Raw genomic sequence first — 26,610 nt, 5'->3', positions numbered from 1 at the left:
GACCCGGGTCGGCGCGGTTTTTTCCTTTAGGCCTCTGGTAAAAACCGTCGGGCTATTCGATCAAATATTGCCTCATCATGCCCAAATCCTCATGTTCCAGATTATGGCAATGGTATAAAAACAAGCCTTTATAATCTTGGAACGGCTTGATGATTTCCACTTCCTCGCCCGGCATTACCAATACCGTATCTTTCCAGCCGCTATCGATGAAGCCTTCCCGGACAGAAGCATAGCTATCGCGAACCTTGTCGGTTACGCGGCGGAGGATTTGGAATTGTTGCCCGTGCAAATGAATGGGGTGGGCCATGTCCATCATGCCGCCGCCCATGCCCATTTTGTGGCCGCCGCTTCCACCGTTATCATGATCCATGGGTTTCTTCATGCGCATGCCGCGCATCGGGTTTTCGTGGTTTTCGGCATTGGCCTCGTGCCGCGCGCCCTTGCCGCCCGGCATCTCGTGATCATGAAAAATTCGGATGTTTTTGACGGATCCTAGCGCAACCCGCTCGAAATCCGCCACCTTGTCCATCGCAAAACTCTTACCATTCAACAGCGGCCGCATGGCTTGCATGGAGAGGCCGATAGGCAAAGGCTTACCCGGGTTGTCCGTATCGGCCTGACTCAGGCGTTGAAACGGCACCAAGGATTCGGGCAATGCGGGCGAGTCTCCGACCTTTTCGGTGACGCTGAAAGTGGCCACGGCAAACTTGCCGCCTTGCGGCAACCTGTTATGCCGCATGCCTTTGCCGCCCATGCCCGGTTGTGTGCCGGAAAACGGCAAGCTGTACATGACCAAACGACTGCCGACTTCGCGGCCGCTGAAATCCAGCCACAAATCCACCCGCTCTCCGGGAGCCAACATGATGTACGGCCGCGTTTCCGGCTTCGCCAGCAGGCAGGCATCGGTGCCGATGGCGGTCAAGGGTGTCCCGTCGTCCCAGCCCAATTTGTAAATCCGCGAGTTGGAACCGTTGACGGCCCGGAAACGGTAGGCGCGGGATTTAACCCGAAACTCGGCATCCGGCTTGCCGTTCACCAGAATAATGTCGCCCAAAAAACCTTCCATGCGTTGATGCATCATGTGCACATATTGCAGCTGGTTCTTGCTATCGAAGCTGCGATCCTGAATTACCAACGGCAAGTCGAACTCGCCGGCGGGCAAATCCAATCTCTGCTCGTCGCTATCAGTCACCGTAATCAAGCCCGCCAGACCTCGGTAAACCTGTTCCGCCGTCAAATTATGCGAATGCGAATGATACAAACTGGTGCCAGCGCGGTTCAATACTTCAAATTCGTAGACGAAGCGCGCGCCGGGTTCGATCGAATACATCGGATGCCCGTCGCTATGTTGTGGTACATGCAGGCCGTGCCAGTGAATGATGGAGGATTCGTTCAGTTCGTTCTTGAAAAACACCCTGACTTTCTGCCCTTGCCGGAAGTTTAAGATCGGCCCCAGATAATTTCCGGGCAATTGCACCACGGTTTGTACCGGCCCCTTGATCAATTTGGCCGAATACCTTTGCACCAGCGTGGCCGGACCGTTGGCCAAAACAGAAACCCGCGCCGCATGCGCGGTAAATTCAATTTCCACATCGGCCTTGAACCCCGGCGTAGGAAGTGTTTTGCCGCCTTGATTCGCCAACAGCAGGCCCGGAAAACAGGCAGCTGCTGCGGTTAAGGCCGAATGTTGGATAAAATGCCGTCTGTTGATCAGTGTCATGCGTCCCCCTCGCGTAGTCTTATTGAAATAAGCTTCTTGGTTTGCCTTGAACATACTCTTTTTCCCGCGGTCCCACAACGGCGAAGGGAAGTTGCAGCGCTGCCCGCCGCCAATGACAGACAATCATTATCCGGCTTTGGGTGATAGAATGGCGGGAAATTAATGCCGAGACGCGAGACCGGCAGAACAATCTCCGTCGGCTAAGATTCTAAAATTTAAGAGGAAAATATGCGTAACCGGAAACTGTTGCCTGCGTTGGCGGGCGCTACGATCATAGGCGCCCTTGTCCTGTATGCCGCATTTTACTTCGTGTTCCTGGATTTTTTCGTGGACTTGTGGTGGTTCAGATCGCTGGAATTTGAAGCCTACTTCTGGCTGCGGTTGTTATACCGTTTTATTTTCTCCGGCGCGATCACGCTGTTCTTCTTTTGCGTATTTCAATTCCATTTCTGGATTGCCTCCCGCTATCTAGGCTTGAACCCGCCCGACGAAGTGTTGCTGGACGACAAAAAAAGACGCCGCTTTCAACGCTTCGCCGACGTGTTTATCTACGGCTCCGCCAAGGTCTACACCCCTGTGTCGTTTCTGATGGCCGTCGCCGTCGCCATCCCCTTCTATCTGCAATGGGAAGACGCCCTGCTGTTTTTCTTCGGCAGCGCTTCCGGCATCAAGGACCCGGTTTACGATAACGACATCAGCTTTTATCTGTTTTCCTATCCGATGTACATATTGATTCAGAAGGAATTACTGGCGACGGCGGTGATTGCGCTGGGCGCCACCGGAGTATTGTATTGGTCGGAGCATGTCTTCATTCCCAACCAGGGCCGGGAGTTCCCCGTCGGGGCCAAAATTCACCTGACGGTATTATTCCTGTTTGTAGTGTTCTTCGTCGCCTGGGGCTTTGTGCTGGACCGCTTTACGCTACTTTATTCCAACGGGCGCGAACCGGTGTTTTTCGGCCCCGGCTTTGTCGATTTGCGCTATAAACTGCCGCTGATCTGGATGTCCGCGCTGGCATTTTTGAGCATTGCCGGCTTGGCCGTATTTTATGTCTTTGCCGAACAGCATCGCAGCAAAACCCCTATCGTGATTGCGGTGTTGAGTTTCTTGGCCCTGGTTGGCCTGAAAAACTCGACCTTTCTGCCGGAAATTATCGAAAAATTCATCGTCAAGCCCAATCCCACCCGCACCGAAGGTCAGTTCATGCAGTACAACATTGACGCGACCATGGCGGCCTACGACCTCAACAATATCGACACCATAGACCTGCCCATCAATGTCGACGCCACTAAGGACATAGAACAATGGGCCACGCAAAAAAATTTCGAAAACATTCCGGTCTGGGACAGGGAATATTTGATCGACAGTTACAAGCAACTGCAAAGCATACGGCCTTATTACACCTTTCCGACTGTCGACGAAGACCGCTATTTTATCCGCGGCCACTACCAACAGGTCAATCTGGCGGCCCGCGAAACCAATGTCGGCAACTTGAGCCAGGAAGCGCAAAATTGGGAAAACACCCACTTACGCTATACCCACGGTTATGGTGCCGTGGTGTCGCCGGCCGCGCAAGACGCCGACATTCCGATCGTCTGGTACATGCGCGACCTGAATCTAAGCTCTAACGTTGGGTTTTCGGTCAAGTTTCCGGACATTTATTACGGCATGGAACAGTATAAATACGCGGTGGTGCCGAACAAATTGGTGTCCGAAAACATCAGCGGGTCGGATGCGGAAATGGCCAGGGGATATATTGGAAAATCCGGCGTGCCCATTCCCTCTTATTTCAGAAAGCTGCTGTTCGCGTTTTACTTCAAGGACGAAAAAATATTTTTCTCGCCCAACATCTCGACCAACAGCAAACTGCTGATACGACGCAACATCGTCGACCGGATAGCCACATTGACGCCGTTCCTGCATTTGGACAAGGATCCCTATCTGGTGGTCGATAAAGACCGTTTTTACTGGATACAGGATGCCTACACCCTGTCCAATATGTATCCGGTCGCCAAACCCGCCGCCGACGATTTCCTGGATGGCGCGCAAAAATTCAATTACATCCGTAATTCGGTCAAAGTCGTGGTCGATGCCTACACCGGCAAGGTGGAATATTACATTTGCGACCCGGACCCCATCATTACGGCTTACAGCCGGGCCTACCCGGGCGTTTTCAAACGCTTGAGCGATATGCCGGAAAATCTGAAGGCTCACCTGCGCTATCCGCGCGATCTGTATCACATGCAGATGAAAATTTTTGCCAAATATCACCAGAACACCCCCGAGGCCTTTTATGAGCAAGCGGAAACTTGGCAATTCGCCATGGTCGGCGGCGAACCGGTGTTGCCGTATTTCATCACGATGAATTTCGAGCGCTGCAACGGCTTGGAAGAGTTTGTCATGATCAATCCGATGACGCCGTTCAACAGCAATAATCTGAGCATGGTTGGCCTTGCCGGCACCATGGACCACAAGCAATGCAATCCGCTCAGTTACAAACCCGGCATTACCATTTACAAATTCCCCAAGGAAGTACAGGTCAACGGGCCGTCGCAGGTCAATGCCTTGATCGACCAAAACCCGGATATTGCGGCCCAATTTACCTTGTGGAACCAACTCGGCTCGGAAGTCAAAAAAGGCCGCATGGTCATCCTGCCCATGGGTAATTCCATTTTATATGTGCAACCCATATACATGCTGGCCACCAAAACCAAGATGCCGGAGTTGGCCCGGGTGATCGTATCCATCGGGAATCAGGTGGTTATGGATAAAACCTTGGCGGCGGCTTTCAACCACCTGAAGGCTCTGTTCATCAAGGATGCGGCAAGCCCGGCTTCCGGAATCAGCGTGGACACGGGCAATTAGCCCTCCGCGGCTGCAACGGAAGGCAAGTTTGCCCGGTATAGACCCTAAAACATGGCCGATTCGACGCCGAGCGTTTTTATCTTTTGCGCCTTGGCCTGCGAAGCCAAGCCCTTGATCGGCGCCTGGAAGCTGAAAAAACTTACCGCCGCCAGTCATCCCTTCGCCATCCACGCAGACTCTTCCCGTGTCGTTGTCGTCACCGGTATCGGCCAGACGGCAATGGCCGGCGCGGTCGGATATACCATGGCCTTATTCGCCCACCCGCCGCTGCCGGTAATGCTGAATCTGGGTATTGCCGGCCATCATAACCTCCCGCTGGGAAGCTTGGTTTTGGGGCATAAGATCGTAGCTTGCGAAAGCGGCCGCGGCTTCTATCCGCAATTCCCGTTTACCATTTCCCAGCCCACGCGGACGATTTCGACCCAAGCCAAACCCAACACCCATTATTCGACCGATGCGCTATTCGACATGGAAGCCAGCGCTTTTTATGAAATGGCGCTCAAATTCAGCTCAAGCGAACTGATTCACGTAGTAAAAATAATCTCCGACAACCACCAATCGCCGGTAACAGCCATTAGTGAATCAACAGTGGAACATTGGATAAGCGCGCAACTGGCGGCCTTTGAAGAAATTTTGGAACTGTTGCTGGCGCAAAATCCGCAATTACGGCCGCATGAGCCGGAACTCTACCAAGTTATGCTGCGGGAATTTCACTTTACCGTGTCCGGCCGTTTGAAATTAAAGGCCTTGTTGCAGCGCTGGCGGGTTTTGAAAGGCGAGGCACCACCGATCGGACCAAGCGGTCAATTCAGAAGCGGCGGGGAGTATTTGCTTTGGCTGGAAAAACAGCTGGACGAAGCAGCGTTTTTCTTGTGACGACGGGGAAAATAAAGCGGGGCGCCGATAAGCGCCCCGCCAAAAAACTTACAGCAAACCTTTCAGAGCCAGATTGACTTCCTTGGCTTTTTGGAAATGGCCTTTGGCTTCTTCCAGATTGGCTGCTTTGGCTGAGCTTTCCGCTTTTTTCAGATGATCCCTGACTTTAGCGGTCTCTCTTGCAACTTTATCGTTGGCATTCAATTCCTTGGTAAAGTCACGCGCTTTTTTGCTCAACGCTGCAACTTCGTCGCCTTCCGCACCGTTGTTGATTGCGGCAAGCGCGGCATCAATGCGACCATCGACTTCTTTGATTACTTCGGCGGGCGCATGGGTAATCCGACCTGGATCGGACTCAGCAACTGCTACAGTTGAGAAAGAACCCATGGCAGCGGTCAAAGAAAAGGCGATAGCGGCACTTTTTAAAATTTTCATGTATTGGAACCTCACAGTTGTTTTTATAAGAAACATACAGCCACCAAACACATTCAATGAACCATATGCCGGCGGCGATAATAACATAGTTCGTGCGGTTTGATAGCAGGATTGTTACGGGCAGACGACGATTTTTCCGGTAGCCGGCCGCAATCATTTATTCAACGCTAAGCAATATTTTATCCAGCCATGCGGTGGGCAATAAACGCTTGAGCCAGGCAAACAAATGAGTAGGCAGCGTCACCGCATAGCGGGATTTCGGCCGCCTGGCTTCCAGGGCGTGAACGACTTTTTCCGCCACGGCCGTGGCCGGTAAAGTAAACGGCGCGGCCGGCCCGGGTTTTTGCAAGCGCGCTTCCATGGCTTGATAGGTTTGTCGGTGCGCGCTCCGTTCGGGGTCGATAAATTGTTTATACATGGCAAAGGCATTTTGCCGAAAACGACTCTCTATCGGGCCCGGCTCGATTAAGACGATATGAATGCCGGAACCGCGCAGTTCCAGCCGCAGGGTATCGGCCAAGCCCTCCAGGGCAAATTTGCTGCTGTTATAAGCGCCGCGGAATTTCATCGCCACAAAGCCCAATACCGAACTGTTATAAATGATGCGACCGTGACCTTGCTCGCGCATCAGCGGAATCAATAAATTGGTCAGCTCATGGGTGCCGAAGAAGTTGGTCTCGAATTGATTCCTCAATGCCGCGCGGCTGAGGTCTTCAACCGCGCCGGGCTGGCCGAACGCGCCATTGTTAAACAAGGCATCGATCCGGCCGCCGGTCAGCTCGATCAGTTTTTGCACGGCTTGCCGTATGCTGTCGGAATCGGCCAAATCCAATTGCAGACACTCGAAACCCTGGCCGAGCAAAATGGCAACGTCATCCGCCTTTCGGGCCGAACAAATCACTCTGTGACCTCGATTTCTCAAGCAGACGGCGGTGGCATGACCGATGCCGGAAGAACATCCGGTTATGAACACAGTTTGCGGGTTTACGCTCATTCCTTCAACTCGGCTTCATTGAAATAATAAGCGGCGCCGGAACTGCAATTCACTAGAAAAACCAATTGTTCATGAGTACTTTTGGCATTGAGTTCGTCGGCTTCCACACGCTGACATTGACCGGTAGCCAGGGCTTTTTGCGCCGCCAGACGGCGGAATTTCTCGATGTCCGGCAAGCGCGCTTCAAACGGGCGCACCCCCGCCGGCAGATTATCCGGATCGTAGGGCGGGATGGCGAAAGCGGAAAACTGCATGGGATTACTTTTAATCAAAGCCAGAGTCAGTTCACTTTCGGCCTTGGCCGCCTGCTTACGCGCCGCTATGGCATCCAAACGGGCTTGCTCTTCCGCCTGTTTTTGCATCTCAAGCTGTTTTTGCTGTTCGTTCGTCTGCGCCTGCCGGTTTTCCAACTCATTCAGATCCACTTTGCTGCCCGTCCGGGTATTGATCTGCACGGCTTTATGATTTTCGGTACAAGGCGAAGACTGGTAATCCGTGCGTCCATCGGCATCGGTACATTTGTAAACGCCGGCCCAACCATCAAACGGCAGAAACAGGGTAAAGAGTAAGAGTAGATTTTTCATGATAAACGCATGCCTCCAATGCAATGGGATAACTATTGCCCAGCTTTTTGCCGCTGTAAATAAATTTTTAGCCGCGCGCCGGCGCTGGACTGAAAAAGCTTTAAGTTTCATAGCCTATGGCAGTTGATGATAGAATCCGGGTTTTTGTAAACATAGAGTCACACGGCGGTTCGACAAAACTATCATGGATAGCGTTGATTTAAAATTCGCCGGCATTGCTCTAATCATACGAATGCCTGCAACGCTGACCATACCATCATGACCACGGATTATAAAACGACACTCAACCTTCCCAAAACCGAGTTCGCCATGAAGGCCAATCTGGCCCAACGGGAACCCGAAATGTTGAAAACCTGGAACGAAAACCAGCTGTATCAAAAAATCCGCCAGCACTGCGCCGGCCGGCCCAAATTCGTATTGCACGACGGCCCTCCCTATGCCAATGGCGCCATCCATATCGGCCATGCCGTCAACAAGGTATTAAAGGACATCATCGTCAAATCCAAAACCCTGGCCGGTTTCGACGCGCCTTACGTGCCTGGCTGGGATTGCCATGGCCTGCCTATCGAATTGATGGTGGAAAAGAAAGTCGGCAAGGCCGGCGCCAAAGTCAGCCCTGCCGAATTCCGCAAGGAATGCCGAGCTTACGCCCAAAAACAGGTGGAGATCCAAAAAGAGGAATTCATCCGCCTGGGCGTTCTGGCCGATTGGAACAAGCCCTATTTAACCATGGATTTTGCCTTTGAAGCCGACATCGTCCGCGCGTTGGGCAAAATCGCCGCCAAGGGCCACCTCAACAAAGGCGCCAAACCCGTGCATTGGTGTACCGATTGCGGCTCCGCGCTGGCGGAAGCGGAAGTGGAATATGAAGACAAACACTCGCCGGCCATCGACGTGCGCTTCTCGGTGGTGGACGAACATGGCTTTATGGAAAAGTGTCATCATGCCGGGGACCGCGAGGGCAAGGGACCGCTATCGGTAGTGATCTGGACCACCACCCCTTGGACTCTGCCGGCCAATCAGGCCGTGGCCCTGAACCCCGAGCTGGAATACGCCGTGGTGCAATGCGAAATCGACGGCAGCACCGAACGGCTGGTATTGGCCGAGGCGCTGTTGAAAGACGCCGTACTGCGTTACGGCATTGGCGAACACCATATCGTCGGTTATTGCAACGGTAGCGCATTGGAAGGCTTGCTGCTGCAACACCCCTTCTATGACCGCCAAGTGCCTATCATTCTCGGCGACCACGTTACCACCGATGCCGGCACCGGCGCGGTGCATACGGCTCCCGGCCATGGCCAGGAAGATTATGTGGTCGGCATGAAATACAACTTGCCGGTGGATAATCCTGTCGGCGGCAATGGCGTATTTCTGCCCGGCACCGAACTGTTTGCCGGTCAGCATGTGTTCAGCGCCAACGACAAAGTGCTGGACGTGCTGCGCGAGCGCGGCAAACTGGTTCATCATCACGCCTTGCTGCATAGCTATCCGCATTGCTGGCGCCACAAAACTCCGATCATCTTTCGCGCCACCCCGCAATGGTTTATTGCCATGGAGAAAAACGGCCTGCGCGAAACCGCCTTGAACGAAGTCAAACGGGTGGACTGGATCCCGGATTGGGGACAGGCCCGCATCGAAGCCATGATCGGCAACCGCCCGGATTGGTGTATCTCCCGTCAACGTACCTGGGGCGTGCCAATCGCCTTTTTCGTGCACAAGGAAACCGGCGAACTGCATCCGCGTAGCGCCGAACTGATCGAACAGGTCGCGAAACGCATCGAACAACAAGGCATAGATGCCTGGTTCGAACTGGACGCCGCCGAGCTGATAGGCGCCGATGCCGAACACTACGACAAGATGAACGATACCCTGGACGTCTGGTTCGACTCGGGCGTCACCCATGCCGCCGTGCTGGAACGCCGCGAACAACTGCGCTTCCCGGCCGATCTGTATCTGGAAGGTTCGGACCAGCATCGCGGCTGGTTCCAGTCCTCGTTATTGGCCTCGGTGGCCATGAACGACGTGGCGCCCTATAAGGAAGTCTTGACTCACGGTTTCACGGTCGATGCCGAGGGCAAGAAAATGTCCAAATCCAAGGGCAACGTGGTGCTGCCGCAAACCGTGATGAAATCGCTGGGTGCCGACGTGTTGCGTTTGTGGGTGGCCGGTACCGACTATCGCGGCGAAATGTCGGTGTCCGACGAAATACTGAAACGCACTTCCGACGCCTACCGCCGCCTGCGCAACACAGCCCGCTTCCTGTTGTCGAATCTGGACGGCTTCGACCCGGCGCTGCATCTGGTCGGCAACGACGACCTGCTGGCACTGGATCGCTGGGCGGTCGATAAAGCCTGGCAGTTGCAAGAGGAGATCAAGGCCGCTTACAACACCTATCAATTCCAGCTGATTTATCAAAAAGTGCTGAACTTCTGCAGCATCGATCTGGGCGGCTTTTATCTGGACATTATCAAGGACCGCCAATACACCGCCAAGGAAGACTGCCTGGCCCGGCGTTCAGCGCAAACCGCCATGTATCACGTCATCGAAGCGCTGGTGCGCTGGCTGGCGCCCATCGTCAGCTATACCGCCGATGAAATCTGGCAGGCTATTCCCGGCCAACGCGGCGAATCGGTGTTTCTGGAAACCTGGTACGGCGGCCTTTTCCCGCTGGATGCCGATGCCGACATCAATGGCGATACCTGGGAAAAAGTCATGGCCGCGCGCACCGTGGTCAGCAAACAGTTGGAAACGCTACGTAAGGATGGCGCCATCGGCGCTTCCCTGAATGCCGAAGTGGAACTGTATTGCAATGAAAGCTATGCCAGCGAACTGAACAAGCTGGCCAGCGAGCTGCATTTCGTGTTCATCACCTCCAACGCAGGCGTGGCCGATATGCAATTCTGCCCGGACGATGCCGTTGCCACCGAATTGGACGGCGTGAAATTAAAGGTGACGGTATCCGAACACAAAAAGTGCGTACGCTGCTGGCATCAACGTTACGACGTCGGCGAACATGCCGAACATCCGGAGTTGTGCGGCCGCTGCGTGGAAAACGTGGTCGGCAACGGCGAGACCCGTCATTATGCTTAAGTGGCTGTGGCTGTCGCTGCTGGTGTTGGTGCTGGATCAGTCCAGCAAATTGGCAATCGACGCCACCCTGCAGCTCTATGAGTCGATTCCGCTGACCCCTTATTTCAATCTGACCCATGCCCGCAATACCGGCGCCGCCTTCAGTTTCCTGGCCCAGGCCGGCGGCTGGCAGCGCTGGCTGTTCGCCGGTTTGGCGGTGGTGATGAGCGGCGCCATCACCGTCTGGCTGTTACGCCTGCAAAAACACGAAACCCTGATGGCGGCCGCGCTGTCACTGGTGTTGGGCGGCGCCATCGGCAATCTGATCGACCGGGTGGCTTACGGCTACGTGATCGATTTCCTGGATGTGTATTACCAGAACTGGCACTGGCCCGCGTTCAACATTGCCGACTCGGCGATATGCATAGGGGTAGGTCTGATGCTGCTGGAAAGTTTCGGCATAGGTCGTAAGGCAGTTGATGCGCTGGAATAACACCTGCTCACGCGGCGGGTGGGGTCTTTTTCCGCCGGATAAACAAACCCACCGCCACCGCGCCGGCCACCACTAATAACATCAAAATCGGATGCTGGTAAAAACTGTCGAAAAATGCGCCGGTCGTCTGCGAAGTGGCGCGGTAATATGGCCCCATGGTTTTCTCCTCTCGATTTTAAAAAACACCAAATTTAGATTACCCGGCAAACCCGGCTTGTCCAGGCCGCGTTAAAATGCCTCGCAACACCGGCATGGCCAGTTATCGATGCGTGCCCATTATTTATGCAAAACTCCTCCGGAAGCGCCATTACCAATTTTCGGCATGACCATGCTGCTACAGTAAATTTTTGATATTACCGCCAGGATCTCAGTGATATGAACCGTAAAATAACCGCCATCTTGGTGGATGATCATGCCGTGGTGCGGGCCGGTTTCCGTATGTTGCTGGCCAGCGGCGATAAAATCGAAGTGATAGGCGAAGCTGCGCGCGGCGAGCAAGCCATCCAGCTTTATCAGGATTGTCGGCCGGATGTGGTGGTAATGGATTTATCGATGCCCGGCATGGGCGGCCTGGAAACCATACGCAGGATAATCCAGCGCGATAGCGCAGCCCTGATACTGGTGTTCAGCGTGCACCACGAACAGGTTTACGTCGGCAGGGCATTAAATGCCGGAGCCAAAGGCTATATCACCAAAAACAGCGCCACCGAAATGCTAAGCGAAGCGATCGATGCCATCATGCGCGGCGAAGTATATGTAGAATGCGGCTTGTTAAAAAACCCGCACGCAAATTCGGATGCCAACGACCACCAAGCCGTACTGGCCGAGTTTTCGCCGCGCGAATTCGATGTCTTCAGGTTATTGGCGGAAGGCTTGACCGCGCAGAAAGTTGCCGATCAGCTCTGCCTGGGCCATAAAACAGTGGCCAATTACGCCACCCAAATCAAGAAAAAACTCCAGGTCGACACCACAACGGAACTCGCGCATATCGCCGTCAATTTGGGCATGCTGCGCCGGTAACGGGCCGAAATGGAAACAACCCTATCATGCGGCGAGCCGGTACTCGCTACCGGCCCGCTTAAACCGCTATGGTTTTGCCATAGTCCGGATAAAGAGATCGGCTTCGTTAATGGATTTTTCCATGGCCGCCACCAGCGCGGACACATCGGTCTGTACGCCAGCCAACTGGCCTTTTAATGAAGCGATGGCCTGGGCATTCAAATTATGCTTCAAGAACAGCACTTGATCGCGAAACACGCTTAAAACCGGCTTGATCTTGGCTTCCGCCTGACGCATGGCGCTAAGCAGTTGTTTGTATTGCTGGCGCGTCGCGAGCAATTTCTGTTGGCTGTTTTTCCTGAGCTCGGCGTTGCTGTATTGCGTCAGCTCAGTTTCCCATTCGCTAAACAAGGCCTCGGAAACGTCTTCGATATCGCCGATACGCTTATTGACTTCATCGGCTTTCTTGACGCTAGCCTCGTATTCGGCGTTCAGTTTGCCGTAAACGGTTTCCAGGTCGCCTCCCTTGAATTGGGCAACCGCGGTAAATTGTTCCAAAGCGGATTTAAATTGCCGCTTGGTTTCCTGTTGGGTATCGCGGGCTTTTTCCACCCGATGCACCATCACCTCTCTCTTTGGGATACCGATTTTTTCCAGACCGCTGTAATAAATGCTGGAGCAGGCGCTTATACCCATTGCCAACCACAGAAAAATCCAGCGCAATAAAAACTTCATATTTATCTCCAATGAACCTGCGCGCCATTATAAATAATTCGTTCAACCACTATGAACATCGATTTTTCCAAGAACTCGGACGGCCAATATTCTAGTAAATAAACTCGTGACAATTTGTCGCGCGGCAATCCGCCACATTTTCTTGGAACCAGGTATTGATTAGACTCTAACCCGCTCGCAAGACCGGTGTTTTCGAGCATACCCCCGCCATTTTTATAGGGAGATAATCCATGAAAAAAAACAACATCACCATCTTGATTGTCGCGTCGCTGGCATTAACCTTAAGTGCGTTTAAAGTCATCAGCGCGGAAGAAAACAGCCAAGCCGAACAAGCCGAGCCGGCCAAATCGATAGCTTGGTATGTCGCCAATGTCAAAGAGGCGCGCGCCAAAAATCAACAATGTTTTGACAATCCCGCCATCCAGGCATCGGAGGATTGCGAGAATGCCCTGCATGCATTGCAAATCAGCTTTAAAGGTGGCAACTAAGCGGATAGGCGTGCTTACGGCAGGCGCGCGAGTCGAATGACAAACAGCGCGCGTCAGCACTGTTTTGTCGCTAGCAAAAGTTATTAAATCCAGTATTTGATAACCCGGGACTACCGAGCAGCGATACCGATAAGCTTTTAGATTCGATGACTAATCCGGTAACCAAAATGCGACATATTGTCGCACGTGACAATTGGTCACATTTCGGATTTTTTTATATTGTCTATAATCTACCCAACTCAAGTATTGTTATGCGCAACTGAGTTGCTTTACCCTTCTTCTTTAAGCGGTCCGTTGACCGCTTTTTTTTGCCTCGCAAAAATTAAACGCAAAATTTTAGACCAATATCGTTTAATTTCGAGCTGAAAATATTCCGTCAATTTAGCCTAGCTCGGTTTTCAGGCGCTGATAAATGCCGCCGAAACTGCCGTTACTCATCAATACTATGTGACAGATACCATCCGCTTGCGCCTGGATGGTTTGGATGATTTCTTCCAAATCGCCGCAAATCTGAATATTATCGGCGTATCGCGGCAATTGACTCAAATCCCAACCCAAATTTTCCGGCTGGTAAACAATCGCACTATCGGCAAGCGCCAAAGACTCGGCCAGCGCCCGAGTATGCACCCCCAGGCGCATGGTGTTTGAACGAGGCTCGACGATGGCGAGAATTTTTTGTTTTCCCACTTGCTTGCGCAAGCCGTCCAGCGTGGTTTCTATCGCCGTCGGGTGATGGGCAAAATCGTCATATATAGTCAGCCCCTTATGTTTGACAATGATCTCCATGCGGCGCTTGACGTTTCGAAACCGCCGCAGCGCCTCGATGGCATCCTTGGGCACGATACCGATATGGCGGGCGGCAGCCATGGCGGCGAGCGCGTTGTAGACGTTGTGTTGACCGGTCAGATTCCACGTCACCTCGCCATGATCTTCTCCGCCGAAACGGACATTAAAACAACTGCCGTCCGCATTAATCAATTCGGCTTGCCAGTCGCCCCCCGAGTCAACGGTGGTTTTCACCACGGGCGTCCAGCAGCCCATTTCCAGCACTTCCGCAATATTTTGTTCGCAAGATGGCGCAATGATCAGACCTTCGCCGGGTATCGTGCGAACCAGATGGTGGAATTGCTTTTTTATAGCGTCCAGATTTTCGAAGATATCGGCATGGTCGTATTCCAGATTATTCAATACCGCCGTGCGCGGACGATAGTGTACGAACTTGGAGCGCTTATCGAAAAAAGCACAATCGTATTCGTCGGCTTCGATCACAAAAAAATCCGACTCGCCAAGCCGGGCGGAAACGCCGAAATTCAAGGGTATCCCGCCGATCAAAAAACCGGGTTTGAACCCGTTGAACTCCAATATCCAGCTCAGCATGCTGGTGGTCGTGGTTTTGCCGTGCGTGCCGGCAACAGCCAGCACCCAACGCTTTTGCAAGACATGCTCGGCCAACCACTGCGGACCGGAAATATAAGGCAGATTCCGATTCAGCACGGCTTCCACTTCCGGATTACCGCGCGACATGGCGTTGCCTATCACCACCAGATCGGGCCCGCAATCCAGATTTTCGGCTTTGTAACCGTTCATCAGGCGTATGCCCTGCTCTTCCAACTGAGTGCTCATCGGCGGATAGACATTTTGATCGGAGCCGCTGACGGTATAGCCCAGTTCGCGGGCAATCAGCGCCAGGCCGCCCATAAAGGTACCGCAGATGCCGAGAATGTGAATGTGTAAAGGTTGTTGTGCTGTCATGGTTTGGATTCTGCGGGTTTATCTTCCTGGGCGGGCTGCTTATCCGGCGCGGCTTCGCCATCGGCCCCGGGCACAATTTCCGTCGGGGCTTCGGCTACCTTGGCGCCGGCATCTTCCAGTAATTTCACGATGTCGGCCCTACCGATTTTTTTGGCTTTGTCCAGAACGGCGACTTTTTGATTGTCGACGGCATTCACATTGGCGCCGGCCGCTATCAGCAACTTGACGGCATCGGCGTTACCGAACAGTACTGCATCGGACAGCGCGGTCGCACCGGACTTATCGGCCAGATTGACATCGGCGCCATAGCCCAGCAGCAGCCTGATAACGCGCAAATTGCCGTTGAAACTGGCGGCCATCAAGGCCGTTCTGTCCTGTTCGATTTTACTGTTGACGTCTATGCCTTGTGCCAACAAGGTTTGCACCCGTTCCAGTTTTCCGCCGGCGGCGGCCGCGAACAAGTCCTTGCCGTCTTCCGCCACCGATAGCATGGGTACTAGAGTCAGCATTAAAGCAAACTGGAGGCGGCTTATCTTCATGAGGCGGCTTGCGTTTGTAAATCAGTTAGGTTGAAATACGAAATATACGGAACGACATGATCTATCAATGAGCGAAAAAAACAAAGTATTAGTTGAGGCCAAGCCACAGTACATCGAGAGCCAGTCGGCGCCCGAACAGAACCGTTTTGTGTTTGCCTATACCGTCACCATCACCAACGTCGGCGCGGTACCCGCGCGCCTGCTGACCCGACATTGGTTGATAACCGATGCCAACGGCAAGGTGCAGGAAGTGAACGGTGACGGCGTTGTGGGCGAAAATCCGCACCTGAACCCCGGAGATTCGTTCCGATACACCAGCGCGGCCATGATCGAAACCCCGGTGGGAGTCATGCAGGGTAAATATAAAATGCTGTCCGATACCGGCGAAAATTTCAACGCGGCTATTCCAAAATTTACCTTGTCGATCCCCAGAACCCTGCACTGATGGCGATTTATGCAATTGGCGACATTCAGGGTTGCTACGACGAACTGCGCCGCCTGCTGGACACTGTAAAATTCGACCCGGGCCGCGACCAATTATGGCTGGCGGGCGACTTGGTCAACCGCGGCCCCCATTCGCTGGAAACCTTGCGTTTTATCAAAGGCCTGGGCGATGCCGCCGTCAGCGTCCTGGGCAACCATGACCTGCACTTGATTGCAACGGTGGTGTCGTTAAGCAAAATCGGCAAAAAAGACACCCTGGGCCCCATCCTGCGCGCCGCCGATTGCGAAGAACTGATCGACTGGCTGCGCCGACAGCGCCTGTTTTATTTTAACGAACAATTTTGCATGCTGCATGCGGGTCTGCCGCCGCAATGGGATTTTCAACAAACCAGGGCGATGGCGGCGGAAGTCGAGCAAGCCATGGGCGGCGACGATTACCAACGTTTTTTCCGTTCCATGTACGGCAACAAACCGGCTGTTTGGCGCGACGACTTCCCCAAAACCGAAAAACTGCGTTTCGCGGTGAATTGCTTTACCCGTTTGCGCTATTGCACTGCGGCCGGTGAACTGGATTTTCATCAAAAAGGCCCGCCGGGCAGCCAGGGAGCGGATTTGCTACCCTGGTACGCCGTGCCGGGACGCAAAAGCCTGGACATGCGGATTATCTTCGGTCACTGGTCCACACTGGGCTTTTTCCAAGGATACAACGTGTATTCGATAGACACGGGTTGTTTGTGGGGCGGTCAGCTGACGGCATTAAAACTGGACGACGTTAATCCGCAACGAATCAGCATCGACTGCCGTTGCGCGCAAAATCCCACGGCAGCCTGACCGGCCGGATAATTTATTTTGTTACACCGCTTGCAAAAACGACCCGCAAAATATCGACGACCCGGTCAAATGCGGGTACGGTTCCAAGCGTCAATAATATCGCAACATTACGTAAATCAAATTTGACAAATCCCTACCTTGGGGCGCATTGTTTAACAACAACCTTTTCAACCTCGCGGTTAAGGTCTATGCTTCGGGTTGAATGGTGCAAACAACGCAAGTTTTTTTCATGCCGGCCTGTGCTGTTTCAGACGGTATAAATCTGTAAAACAAGGAGCTACTCATGAATAAAAATAAAATCTTGGCCGCCTGCGTTTTATCCGGCGCATTAATGACGGCACCCTCTGCTCACGCGGAAAGTTACATAAAGGGGTTTTCCAACAAAATCAGCCAAGGCTTTGCAAACATCGCCTTCGGTTTCGTCGAAATCCCTAAAAACGTGGTCAACATTTCCAGCGAGCAAAATATTTTTGTCGGCATGACTTGGGGGCTATTACGTGGCGTCGGGCATACCGTCGGCCGCACCCTGGTCGGCACGGCCGAATTGGTGACGTCGCCGATTCCAACCAGTGAGTTTGCCGCGCCCGCCTATGTCTGGGAGCGTTTCAGTGAGGACAGCCGTTATTTCGGTCTGCATTATCCGGGTTATTGGACTACTTACGGTCCGCTGGATGATGGCGAGTAAACGAATTGCGACTAATTGAATCACGAGGATAACATCATGAAAAAACAATATTTATACCTTCCGCTTGCAGCCGCGGCTCTCGCCCTGACAGCCTGCTCAACACCAAGAATGGATTCTTCCGATCTGAAGGCCGAAATCGATACGGCCAGAGTGGGCCACTATGGACAAGCCATGCTGCACGAGGAAATGTCGGAAGAATACCTGGAAGATGCCAACACTGTGTTGAGTCATATCGAGAAAGGCTATTACTGGAACATCAACGAGAAACAAAAAGGTTTGGATGCGGCAAAATCCGCCGCGGAACACAGACTACAATCCGAAAAGGAAATGTGCCTTTGGCTGACCGAAGTACACGCGCAAAACCACCACACGGAAGAAGCGCTGCATGAAACCGTGGCCTACTTCAAATCAGGCAGTGCGGTGCCCTTTAAAGTGAAGGATACCGCCATCGACCACATCGGCCATTGGCTGCACCATCATCCCGATGCTTCCGCAACCGTTACAGCGTCAACCGACACCGTGGGCAAACCGGCCGCCAATCAGTCTTTATCCGAAAGACGCGCCAAGGCAGTGGTCGACCGTTTGATCGGCAAGGGAGCAAGACCCAATCAATTGGAAGTCAAAGCGATCGGCGAGGCCTCCGGCCCCGATAACACACCGAATCAAGAACATCGGGTCGCCATCGTCATCACCTCTCATCCTGAATACATTGACTGCCCCAATCTGAAATAACACCGCGTTCCTCCGCACTCCGCAAGCGCAACGATGCTTGCGGAGTGCTTGTTTACCCCTCCGCGCCTAAACCAACAAACTCCTCTCCGACGGGTATCCGGCAGACTGTTGCCGGGCAAGTGTGACAGGCATAGAATGCCCACTCCATTCACTTAACCCAAGGATAATTCCATGTCAGATTCATATTGGTTCAGAACCGGCGAAGCCACCGTATTTTCCAGCGAAGGGCAGGGCACCGATGCCATGCCGGAAATTCTGATCGGAGACGTCAAGGGCCCCGCGGGACATGCGTTTGCAAATCTGATGGGGCAGACCGCCGGCCATACCCGCATGTTCGCCATCCGCGCCTGCAATCAGCAAGTGAAGCCGGCCACCATCATGGTTCCCAAGGTAACGATCAAATCATCGGCTTACGTCAATCTACTCGGCGGCCCCGTACAATCGGCCGTGGCCGACGCCGTGATCGACTGCGTCGCGGACGGCGTGATTCCCCGCCTGCAGGCCAACGAATTATGCATTATCGCCATGCTGTGGATAGATCCCTCCTGCGCCGCCAACCCGAATCCGGATAGAAAAGATCTCTATCGGACCAACTATGAAGCCATGAAACTGGCCATTCAGCGGGCCATGAGCAATTCCCCCAGCATCGAGGAATTAATTGCCAACCGTTATAAAATATCGCATGAAATGTACGACCCCGAAACCGGCGAATCCCAATGGTAAGTGCTAGTCGATAAGCTTCGTGGCCCGGAATTTACAACCTGTAAAGTGGCGGTAAAACGTCATCGGCCGCGGAACTGGAAGCAGTTGCTTTCTTATCGGCTTTGATAAACGCCTCCAACAGCGGCCGCCCATCCCAACCGATTTGGTTGCCCGTATACAGATACCGGTTCAATGACAATATTTCCGCGCTTAAGGGTTCCGGGCAATACCGCGCCAACATGCTCAAATTATCCGCGCCGAAATCGAGCTTTCCCCACGCTAGTAAAGCCTGTTTGGCCGCTTGCGGATCGTTGTTCCCACAGGCGGCTTTTAAGCTTTGTGCATGGTCCGGCATGGCTTGTTTGCCAGGTTGACGCGAAACCGGGGTAGCCCTACATCCGGATCGGCGATAAAGCCATAACACATGCGTCAACCAACCCAAGGCCAGGATTGCCGAAAGCGCCCGCCACACCGGCGGAGAGTCAAGCGAGCTCGACTCGGCTTCCGCCGCCGGCTCCGACTGTTGCGGCCGCGCGCCTGGATTAATGGCTTGAGCGCCGCCGGCGGCCAGAGCGGTTAATTTGACTTCCGGCAGACTCGCTACTTCAATCGTCTGAGTTTGGGTATTAAACCAGCTGATATTGAGAGCCGGCAAAATAAATTCGCCGGGCTGACTGGCAATGTAGGCAATCTTTTCCTCGCGCACCGCCGTCACGCCATCGCTTGGTTTTTCTTCTTTCAGCGTGGGCTGATCCGGATAGGATTTAATACCCGCCGGCGTTGCGGTTCCGGCTAATTCTGGCAATTGGCCCACAGTGGCGCCTTTCGCGGTCAGCGTAATGGTACGGGTCAAAGGTTCGCCGACCTTGGTTTGTAAGTTGGCGGCCGACCAGCTTTCCTTGAGCTCCAAAGACTGCGCGCTTAACCAGGCCGGGTCGGTAAAGTTCGCCGGTACCGGCAATACGTTCAAGGTAACGGCATTGGAAACAACCCGTCGGGTCTCGGTAATCTGACGGTTGAAGAAACCGTTGAAACGCGGACGTTGGCTGCTTTGGCTGCCTAGGACCTCGGCGGTCAGCGTCAACGGCGCGACGGTAAACAAGCCGCTTTGCTGAGGGAAAATTGCATATTTGCGTTCCGTTACCCAATAATCCATGCCATTGATCCGCGTGCTGTAAACGCTGTCCTCGCCGAGTTTTTCCACCAGGGCATCCTTGATTTCCGGCTCGTTCAGACTGGCTTGGGTTATCTGCACCCGTCGATACAGTTTCAAGGTGTAAAGCACCTGAGATTGCACGTACGGCGTCTCGGGAGAGACTTCAACCCGTAAAAATATTTCATCGTTGCCGTTGTCGGTGTCTGTTTGCGGCTCATCGCTTACCGTGACTTTGGCCGGCTTGCTGAGGTCGCTGCCGAAAGCGATAGCCGGTATCGCTATCTCGCCGGCCTGCTTGGGCATCACAGTGACGACCCATTGCTCGCTACGGCTGATTTTGCCGTTTACCCACGACACATTGCTGCTGCGCTGTTGATTCAATATCTCGAAATCGGCCCCCAATGGGGAAAAGTCCGGACTGCCGTCCGGAGTTTCCGCAGCGCTAAAGGTAATCTGCAAGGATTCGTGCAGACGCACCGGATTGCGGTCGATCTCCACCTCGATTTCGGCCGCCCATGCCGATGAAATCCAAAGCCAGCCGAACACCAGCCAAAACCGTATTTTCAAATTGTGCATCTTCAGTATCTCTTCCCGCACGGATCGATATTTCGCTTATGGGGGCCAACAACGCGGCGGTATCTTATGTCCATCCACCGCCCAGTGCCTTGTACAAATTGATTCTGGCTATCCGCTGTTGCTTGGTGACGTTGATTAAATCGATATTCGATTGCAAGGCACTCTGTTGCGCGATCAGGACTTCCAGATAACTGGCCTTGGCGGAGCGGTATAACTCCTTGGACACATCGACGGAATCCTTCAAAACCTCGCTTTGCTGCTTTTTCAGGCTATTGATTTGTTGTAGGTTTTTGATATTGGCCAATTGGTTGGCGACTTCCACATACGCGTTCAAAATGGTTTTTTGATAATTGTACATGGCCGTCAATTGATTGGCTTGCGCGGTATTGAAGCGTGCTTCCAGGGCTTTCATATTGATCAGCGGCGCGATTAATGTCCCCATCACCGAATAGGCAATCGATGCCGGCGAGGTAAATAAAAACTGCGGATCGAAGGCCTGAAAACCCAAGGTGGCGGTAATATTGAAATTCGGATAAAAAGCGGCTTTGGCGGCTTGCAGATCGAATTTGCTGGCTTCGATCTGAAATTCGGCCGCCCGAATATCGGGACGGTTTTCCAGTAATTGCGAAGGCACGCCCACCGACATCCCGTGCGGCATTTCCCTGAAAAACCCGGTTTTGGAGCGCGCTATGGCTTGCGGAAAACGCCCCAACAAATAATTGATCCTGTTTTCGGTTTCGGTGATTTGCTGCAGCACATTGGCCTCCATCACCTGCATGTTCAACAATTCCGCCAGAAATTGCTGCACCGCCAATTCATTCGCCCTGCCGGCTTCCTTTTGCAGCTTGATGACTTCCAGAGCTTCCCGCTGCTTGCCTATGGTCTGGCGGACAAACTCCAGTTCACTGTCCAGCGCCAGCAAGTCGTTATAGTGAATCGCCACATCCGAAACCAGATTGGATATCACGAAATGGGTGCCTTCGATACTGGCCAAATATTCGGCGGCGGCGGCCTTGCGCTGATTTTCCAATTTGCCCCAGACATCGATTTCCCAGGAAGACTGCAGGCCGATGAACAGATCGGGCAAATGCTCAGGCACGGTATTGCCGGGGGTAATTTGGGTCGAATCGTTACCGGCCCCATCCATGGTATACAAGCCGAACTTGCGCATGCTGCCGCCGACCAGCATCTCGACTTTCGGCAACATGGCGCCGTTGGCCAGTTTCACGCTGGAGCGGGCGGTTTCTATGCGTTGCAAGGCAATCTGCATATCGGGATTATTACCGACTGCCGTATCGATCAACGCCAGCAAATCGGGGTCGGCAAAATATTCCCTCCAGTTGATATCGGCCACCTTTGCGGCCTCCGGCTTATCCTGCGAGGCGGGAAAAGCCGCCGGGATGGCCTGCTCGCGAATGAACAGGTCCGTATTCAGGCCGCAACCCTGGATGGAAAACACCAGCAGGGAAACAACCAAGGATGATAAATAGCTATGCTTCATGAATAATTAAAAGGTTTCGGTAAAGGGGGCTTCTTCTTTCTTGCCGTGGTGACGATGCTTATCCCGAACGCCAGCAAAAGCCACGTATAAACCAGGGATGATGATCACGCCGAAAATGGTGCCGAAAATCATGCCGCCCGCCGCCGCGGCGCCTATGGTGTTGTTGCCGATCTCGCCGGCGCCCGAGGCGAACATCAGCGGTATCAAGCCGGCGATGAAGGCGAACGAGGTCATCAAAATCGGCCGTAAGCGCAACACGCCGCCCTCGACTGCCGCTTCAAAAGGCGATTTACCTTCCTTATGTTTCAAGGCGGCGAACTCGATAATCAAGATGGCATTTTTACCCAGAATACCGATCAGCATGATCATGGCGATTTGTGCGTAGATATTGTTTTCCAGCCCCATCAGCATCAGGAAGCACAAGGCGCCGAATATACCTATAGGCAAGGAAAAAATCACCGCAAAAGGCAATAAAAAGCTTTCATATTGCGCGGCAAGCAATAAATAAACAAAGATTAAACAGATCAAAAAGATAAAGATGGCTTGATTGCCGGCATTAGCCTGATCGCGTGACGACCCGGCCCAGTCGTAACCAAAGCCTTTGGGTAATGTATTCGCGGCAACGTCTTTGATGGCACTAATGGCCTGACCGGAACTGTAGCCTGGCGCGGGCTGCCCGTTAACCAAAGCCGACGTATACATGTTGTATCGCGTAACCTGCTCGGGACCGTAAACCTTCTCGATACTCAAAAAAGACGAGAAAGGCACCATATGGCCGGCATCGTTTTTGATATACAGTTTTAATAAATCCTCCGGCGCCGCGCGATATTCCGGTAAAGCCTGCACCATGACGCGGTAAAGCTGCCCGAAACGAATGAAATTTGTAGCATATTCGCTACCTATCAGGGTTTGCAGCGTACTCATGGCGTTATCCGCCGTGACACCTTTTTGCGCCGCCTTGTCTCCGTCTATATGCAACATGAATTGCGGGAAACTGGCGTTGAACGTAGTAAAGGCATTGGTAATTTCGGGGCGTGCATTAAGCGCATCGATGAAATCGTGGGCAACCTTTTGCAGCTTTTCCAGATCGTCCGAGCCAGTCTTGTCCAGCAAACGCATTTCAAAGCCACTCGAGTTCCCGTAACCGGGTACTGGAGGAGGTGTAAAGAATTCGACCGAGGCGTCCTTGATATGGCGGGTTTTTTCTTCTAAAACTTTCATCAAGTCCTTGTCGGAGGCTTCGCGTTCGTCCCAATTTTTGAGACTAATCAGGTTCATGCCGTATACCGCGCCGACACCTTCCGACAACAAGCTAAAGCCAGCCAAACTGGAGACAGAGGCAACGGAATCCAGTTCGGAAGCGATGCGTTGCACTTCATCGGAAACTTTCTCGGTACGCTCCAAGGTCGCCCCAGATGGGGTGGTAATGTTTGCATATATGGTGCCTTGGTCCTCTTCCGGGATAAATCCGGAAGGCACGGCATGGCCAATCAAGCCGGCGCCGACCGAAAAGCCCAGCAAGATGGCAAATGTGATCACGTTGCGGTTGCCGATCAGTGCAATAAGAGATTTATACCGATCGGACAACTTGTCGTACCAGCGGTTAAAACCACTGAAAAACTTCTGCGTCCTCGAAGCTTGATGATGATTGTGGTCGTGCAGATTTTTCAGAAACATTGCGCATAGGGCTGGCGTCAATGTGAGCGCCGTGACTCCCGATAACACAATCGAAATCGCCATGGTCAGCGAAAATTGGCGGTAAAACACGCCTTCCGGGCCCTCCATGAACGATACCGGTAAAAATACCGCCGACATCACAAGGGTAATGGCGATAATTGCGCCGCTGATTTCGCGCATGGCATGCTCGGTCGCGCGTTTGGGGCCCATGTGCGAATGCTCCATTTTGGCATGTACCGCTTCCACTACCACGATGGCGTTATCGACCACGATACCGATTGCCAATACTAGGGCGAACAATGTAATGAGATTTAGCGAAAACCCCAACAACTGCATGAAGAAGAAGGTACCGATTAGCGAAACCGGTACGGCGATAATCGGAATCACAGTCGACCGCACGTCCTGCAGGAAGATGAACACCACCAGCGCCACCAGCACAAAGGCTTCAAATAAAGTTTTCAGCACTTCGTGGATGGAAGCATCCAGAAATTTGGAAACGTCATAACTGACGGTGTAAGTCATGCCGGGGGGGAAAGTGTCGCCTTTTAGTTTTTCCATCGTTGTTTTGATGTTCTCGATAACCTGCTTGGCATTACTCCCCGGCCGCTGTTTAAGTAAAATCGCCGCGGATGGGCGGCCATTTTCTTTGGAAATTACATCGTAGCCTTGCGAATCCAGTTCAATATCCGCAACGTCCTTGAGACGAATGATTTCTCCATTATCGCTACCCGATAACACGATATTTTCGTAGCCTTCCTTAGTGTTGTACTTGCCGGTGTAACGCAGCACATATTGCAAGGACTGCACCTCTTTGCCGGAACTTTCACCGATTTTACCGGGTGCCGCCTCCACGTTTTGGGCCTTTAGCTTGTCAATGACTTCCGTTGCCGAAATGTTGTACATCAGCAGTTTGTCGGGTTTCAGCCAGACTCGCATCGCATACTTGCGGGCACCCAGGATTTCCGCAAAACCGACACCTTCTATTCGTTTGAGCTCTTTCAGAATGTTGATGTCGGTGAAGTTGTAAAGAAATTTTTCGTTAGCCGCCGGATCATCGCTGAGAATATTGATATAAAGCAGCATGGCGTTTTGCACTTTTTCGACAATTACCCCCGCCTTTATCGCTTCAGCGGGTAACTCATCGATGGCGGAAGAAACCCTGTTCTGCACGTTCACCGCCGCCACATCCGGATTAGTACCGGGTTTGAAAATGATGCTGATCAGACCACTGCCATCGTTGCCGGAAACCGACGACATGTAAGCCATACCGGGAACACCGTTGATGGCGCGTTCCAGAGGCGTCAATACAGCTTTCACTACCACTTGTGCATTGGCTCCTGTAAATTTGGTGGTCACGCTGACCTCGGGCGGAGCAATATCCGGAAATTGGGTGACAGGCAGCTGTGTCAGCGAAATCAGCCCCATCAGGGTAATGATCACGGAGATAACGATGGACAGCACCGGACGGTGTATAAATTTAGCGGTCATATTGGCGTACTCCCTTACTGACGAACTTCGGACATGGAAGCCGCTAAATCGACGAATTTAGGTTCAATATTCTCTCCGTCCTTGGCGCTATCCACGCCTTCAAATACAATTCTGTCGTCCTTCGTTAAACCAGATTCTATAGCGTAATAGTCGGTAAAACGCATTTTGGGAACAATATTACGTTGGTGTAAAACATTGTTTTTGTCGACCACGAAGACATATAGTTGATCTTGAACCTCGAAGGTGGATTTTTGCGGAATGACCAGCGCCTGTTTCAACGTTTTATTGATTACAATTTTACCGTTGGCGCCGTGTTTCAAAATACCGTCCGAGTTGGGGAATCGCGCTCTGAAAGCAATATTGCCGGTTTCGCGATCAAACTCGCTTTCTATCATTTCGATTTTGCCTTTATACGGATACAGCTCGTTATTGGCCAGCCGCAAACTGACGACTTTCATTTCTTCTTCGTTGCCGGAAATGTAATTCAGATAATCGACTTCCGACAGGTGGAAATAGGCGAATATTTCGCTGTTATCCGAAATGGACGTCAGCATGTCGCCTTCCTCGATCAAACTGCCGACCTTATGCGGAATGCGGTTGATGATGCCGTCGTACGGCGCCTTGATTTGCGAAAAATCCAGATGCAGAGCCACCTGTTCCTTGTTGGCCTGAGCTTCTTCCACCTTGGCTTTTAAGGCATTGATTTTTGCTTCCAATACTTCCAGCTCGGTTTTGGAAACAATATTCTTTTCCACCAGCCGCTTCACATTGCCCAATTCAACTTCCGAAGCCTTTAAATCGGCTATGGCGGCTTTATAGTCCGCGTTGGCTTTTTGCAATTCCTTTTCGTGCTCCATGAAACTCAGGCTGAACAAAAGCTGGCCCTTCTTGACCGTCTGACCTTCGTCGACGTAGTTTTTTTCGATAAAGCCCTTGATTTTGCTTCTGACCTCGACATACCTGACCGACTGAATTTCAGCCACGTACTCGCTGGTATATGGGGTATTTTTGACGATGGGGCTGATGACCTCGTAACTTTCGGGTTTGGTTTCAGCAGTTTGTTCCGGCCCGCAGGCTGTGATGGTTAAACACAAGGCAAGCCAGGGAATTTGTTTGATTTTCATTGTTAGGGAATCGGTATTTGGTTACTGTTTAGAAACCGAAATCGGTTTCGCTCCAATAAATAATCAGCGATTTTTATCCATGCTCAATCGCTATAAAACCCATTGGGTAAATCAGCCATTGCCGGATGGGCCGCCGGCCGATGCG

Annotated in this window: 23 protein-coding genes; 11 read left to right on the top strand and 12 right to left on the bottom strand. The window is 52.6% G+C overall.

Going from position 1 to position 26,610, the window contains the following annotated elements; translation table 11 throughout:
• Positions 1–52: 52 nt before the first annotated feature.
• Positions 53–1,720 (bottom strand): multicopper oxidase family protein, encoded by a 1,668-nt coding sequence (locus tag NP590_RS04995; protein ID WP_256601152.1) that lies wholly within the window; start codon positions 1,718–1,720, stop codon positions 53–55.
• 228 nt (positions 1,721–1,948) lie between these two features.
• Between NP590_RS04995 and NP590_RS04990 the strand changes: the two genes are divergently transcribed.
• Both NP590_RS04990 and NP590_RS04985 read left to right on the top strand, forming a co-directional pair.
• On the top strand, positions 1,949–4,585 hold the full coding sequence (locus NP590_RS04990; protein ID WP_256601151.1) for a UPF0182 family protein: 2,637 nt from the start codon (positions 1,949–1,951) through the stop codon (positions 4,583–4,585).
• Positions 4,586–4,636: 51 nt separating this feature from the next.
• Complete coding sequence (locus tag NP590_RS04985; protein WP_256601150.1) at positions 4,637–5,461, top strand: nucleoside phosphorylase-I family protein; 825 nt, start codon at positions 4,637–4,639, stop codon at positions 5,459–5,461.
• A gap of 48 nt (positions 5,462–5,509) precedes the next feature.
• On the opposite strand, the gene NP590_RS04980 is transcribed toward NP590_RS04985, so the two are convergent.
• The 3 genes from NP590_RS04980 to NP590_RS04970 form a co-directional block, all read right to left on the bottom strand.
• Positions 5,510–5,896, bottom strand: a complete 387-nt coding sequence (locus NP590_RS04980) for a hypothetical protein (protein WP_256601149.1) — start codon at positions 5,894–5,896, stop codon at positions 5,510–5,512.
• Positions 5,897–6,053: 157 nt separating this feature from the next.
• Positions 6,054–6,890, bottom strand: a complete 837-nt coding sequence (locus NP590_RS04975) for an SDR family oxidoreductase (protein WP_256601148.1) — start codon at positions 6,888–6,890, stop codon at positions 6,054–6,056.
• Positions 6,887–7,474, bottom strand: coding sequence for a DUF4124 domain-containing protein (locus tag NP590_RS04970; RefSeq protein WP_256601147.1), 588 nt, complete (start codon positions 7,472–7,474; stop codon positions 6,887–6,889). Before NP590_RS04970 ends, NP590_RS04975 begins: the two co-directional genes overlap by 4 nt.
• A gap of 258 nt (positions 7,475–7,732) precedes the next feature.
• Between NP590_RS04970 and ileS the strand changes: the two genes are divergently transcribed.
• Positions 7,733–10,564 (top strand): isoleucine--tRNA ligase, encoded by a 2,832-nt coding sequence (ileS, locus tag NP590_RS04965; RefSeq protein ID WP_256601146.1) that lies wholly within the window; start codon positions 7,733–7,735, stop codon positions 10,562–10,564.
• On the top strand, positions 10,557–11,036 hold the full coding sequence (gene lspA / locus NP590_RS04960) for a signal peptidase II (RefSeq protein WP_256601145.1): 480 nt from the start codon (positions 10,557–10,559) through the stop codon (positions 11,034–11,036). Before ileS ends, lspA begins: the two co-directional genes overlap by 8 nt.
• Positions 11,037–11,043: 7 nt before the next feature.
• On the opposite strand, the gene NP590_RS04955 is transcribed toward lspA, so the two are convergent.
• Positions 11,044–11,193, bottom strand: coding sequence for a hypothetical protein (locus NP590_RS04955; protein WP_256601143.1), 150 nt, complete (start codon positions 11,191–11,193; stop codon positions 11,044–11,046).
• A 218-nt stretch (positions 11,194–11,411) separates the two neighbouring features.
• On the opposite strand from NP590_RS04955, the gene NP590_RS04950 reads away from it, so the two are divergent.
• On the top strand, positions 11,412–12,056 hold the full coding sequence (locus NP590_RS04950) for a response regulator transcription factor (RefSeq protein WP_256601142.1): 645 nt from the start codon (positions 11,412–11,414) through the stop codon (positions 12,054–12,056).
• Positions 12,057–12,122: 66 nt separating this feature from the next.
• On the opposite strand, the gene NP590_RS04945 is transcribed toward NP590_RS04950, so the two are convergent.
• Positions 12,123–12,770: a DUF2959 domain-containing protein gene (locus NP590_RS04945; RefSeq protein WP_256601141.1), complete on the bottom strand. Its 648-nt coding sequence runs from the start codon at positions 12,768–12,770 to the stop codon at positions 12,123–12,125.
• A gap of 230 nt (positions 12,771–13,000) precedes the next feature.
• Between NP590_RS04945 and NP590_RS04940 the strand changes: the two genes are divergently transcribed.
• Entirely contained in the window at positions 13,001–13,258 is a 258-nt protein-coding gene (locus tag NP590_RS04940) for an EexN family lipoprotein (protein WP_256601140.1), read from the top strand.
• 381 nt (positions 13,259–13,639) lie between these two features.
• Here NP590_RS04940 and mpl read toward each other — a convergent pair whose 3' ends face one another.
• Positions 13,640–15,010, bottom strand: a complete 1,371-nt coding sequence (gene mpl / locus NP590_RS04935; protein ID WP_256601139.1) for a UDP-N-acetylmuramate:L-alanyl-gamma-D-glutamyl-meso-diaminopimelate ligase — start codon at positions 15,008–15,010, stop codon at positions 13,640–13,642.
• Positions 15,007–15,519, bottom strand: coding sequence for an ankyrin repeat domain-containing protein (locus NP590_RS04930; RefSeq protein WP_256601138.1), 513 nt, complete (start codon positions 15,517–15,519; stop codon positions 15,007–15,009). The genes mpl and NP590_RS04930 overlap by 4 nt, the downstream gene beginning before the upstream one ends.
• 97 nt (positions 15,520–15,616) lie before the next feature.
• Between NP590_RS04930 and apaG the strand changes: the two genes are divergently transcribed.
• From apaG to fae, 5 genes are all read left to right on the top strand, one after another.
• The gene (gene apaG, locus NP590_RS04925; RefSeq protein WP_256601137.1) at positions 15,617–15,994 is read left to right on the top strand and encodes a Co2+/Mg2+ efflux facilitator ApaG/CorD; all 378 of its coding nucleotides are present in this window, start codon (positions 15,617–15,619) and stop codon (positions 15,992–15,994) included.
• Positions 15,994–16,824, top strand: a complete 831-nt coding sequence (locus tag NP590_RS04920) for a symmetrical bis(5'-nucleosyl)-tetraphosphatase (protein ID WP_256601136.1) — start codon at positions 15,994–15,996, stop codon at positions 16,822–16,824. Before apaG ends, NP590_RS04920 begins: the two co-directional genes overlap by 1 nt.
• A gap of 283 nt (positions 16,825–17,107) precedes the next feature.
• Entirely contained in the window at positions 17,108–17,509 is a 402-nt protein-coding gene (locus NP590_RS04915) for an exosortase system-associated protein, TIGR04073 family (protein ID WP_256601135.1), read from the top strand.
• 36 nt (positions 17,510–17,545) lie between these two features.
• Entirely contained in the window at positions 17,546–18,241 is a 696-nt protein-coding gene (locus NP590_RS04910; RefSeq protein WP_256601134.1) for an OmpA family protein, read from the top strand.
• A 171-nt stretch (positions 18,242–18,412) separates the two neighbouring features.
• A complete protein-coding gene (gene fae / locus NP590_RS04905) occupies positions 18,413–18,964 on the top strand; it encodes a formaldehyde-activating enzyme (RefSeq protein ID WP_256601133.1) in 552 nt (183 codons plus the stop codon).
• Between the two features lie 31 nt (positions 18,965–18,995).
• Here fae and NP590_RS04900 read toward each other — a convergent pair whose 3' ends face one another.
• The 4 genes from NP590_RS04900 to NP590_RS04885 all read right to left on the bottom strand — a co-directional run bounded on the left by NP590_RS04900 (position 18,996) and on the right by NP590_RS04885 (position 26,465).
• The gene (locus NP590_RS04900) at positions 18,996–20,675 is read right to left on the bottom strand and encodes a BatD family protein (protein ID WP_256601132.1); all 1,680 of its coding nucleotides are present in this window, start codon (positions 20,673–20,675) and stop codon (positions 18,996–18,998) included.
• Between the two features lie 64 nt (positions 20,676–20,739).
• Positions 20,740–22,176, bottom strand: coding sequence for a TolC family protein (locus NP590_RS04895; RefSeq protein ID WP_256601131.1), 1,437 nt, complete (start codon positions 22,174–22,176; stop codon positions 20,740–20,742).
• A gap of 6 nt (positions 22,177–22,182) precedes the next feature.
• Positions 22,183–25,341, bottom strand: coding sequence for an efflux RND transporter permease subunit (locus tag NP590_RS04890; protein ID WP_256601129.1), 3,159 nt, complete (start codon positions 25,339–25,341; stop codon positions 22,183–22,185).
• A gap of 14 nt (positions 25,342–25,355) precedes the next feature.
• Positions 25,356–26,465 (bottom strand): efflux RND transporter periplasmic adaptor subunit, encoded by a 1,110-nt coding sequence (locus NP590_RS04885; protein WP_256601127.1) that lies wholly within the window; start codon positions 26,463–26,465, stop codon positions 25,356–25,358.
• Between the last annotated feature and the right edge of the window lie 145 nt (positions 26,466–26,610).

This window comes from Methylomonas subterranea (genome assembly GCF_024505185.1).
Classification (GTDB): domain Bacteria; phylum Pseudomonadota; class Gammaproteobacteria; order Methylococcales; family Methylomonadaceae; genus Methylomonas; species Methylomonas subterranea.
The sequence above is the reverse complement of the archived record's forward strand: the minus strand, read 5'-3'. Positions and strand labels throughout refer to the sequence as shown.